Source organism: Dietzia sp. SYD-A1 (genome assembly GCF_015356725.1).
Lineage (GTDB): Bacteria > Actinomycetota > Actinomycetes > Mycobacteriales > Mycobacteriaceae > Dietzia.
Map to the genome: position 1 here is coordinate 1 of NZ_JADDKI010000469.1, position 1,058 is coordinate 1,058.

The 1,058-nt window shown below is 73.6% G+C and carries 1 pseudogene; it reads right to left on the reverse strand.

Annotation, left to right across the window (positions count from 1 at the left end):
* Window positions 1-1,058 (reverse strand): annotated as a pseudogene (locus tag IY392_RS15765) (hypothetical protein); the annotation flags it as partial.

The following is a 1,058-nucleotide window of genomic DNA, read 5'->3' on the forward strand; positions in this document are numbered from 1 at the left end:
GCCCGGAGGGTTCCATGATCTCGGCGAAGGGATCCGGTTCCTCCGCCACGGCGGGCGCCACGAACGCCGCGTCGGCGGATTTGTCGGCGGCGGCGTTGTCGGCGGCCTCGTCGTCGGAGTCGGCGGCGGCGTCGTCCGGGAACGCGTCTCCGCGGTCGGCCACCACGGGCACGTCGGCGAGGTCGCGCGCACCCTTGCGCTCGGGGACCAACCTCAGGTGTCCGGCCCGTCGGGGCTCGGCCTGGAAGGGCTCGGGCGCCTCGTCCCGTGCGTCGGGGTCGGTGGTCTGCGCGGCCACCTCCACCGGACCGAGTTGCGGAACGCCGCCTGCGTCGGCCGGATCCGACACGTCAGCAGATGATTCTGTCTGCGAGGCAACGGGTGTGATCTCCCCGTGGGTGGCGGTCCCGACCTCGCCGTCCATACCCACCGTGGGGTCCGCCTCCGGGCCGTCGGCGGAGCCGGGCGAACCGGGATCGATCTCGAGGGGCAGGGCACGGGCCCGTCCACCGATGGGGGGAAGCGGGGCCACGACGTCGGCCGCCGCGTGCAGAGCCATGACGACGTCATCCCAACCGGACGGGTCGTCGACGCCGTCGACCGTCGCCGCAACCCACTCCCCTTCGGCCCAGATCCGGCGTACCTCGGCGGGGACGTCGCTGACGGCAGTGGTCAGACGATCCCGGTCGATCAGGGTGAGCCTGCCGTAGTCGGAGGTCCGCGCCTCGAGCAACGCCACCTGCCCGGCATCGTGGAAGCCGGGTTCGGCGTCGACGTCGGGGCGGCTGAGGTCCAACACCACGTCCGAGACCGTGTCGCGGCGCAGTGCGAGGACCGTCCGGCCCCCGGTGACGCCCATGATCGCCCGCCGCCCGCGGAACATGCCGTGGGACACCGTCCCGAGGGCGCTGAGACCACCTGCGAAATCCCCGTGCCGGAACTCGGGCGCCGGGGTGGGGGTCGGCTCGAACTCCCGGTCCTCCAACCACCTCACCACCGGCGAGTCGGCGAGCGGATCGACGGCGGGCGCCGCCGGTCGCTCGGGCTGGCGCATGGCC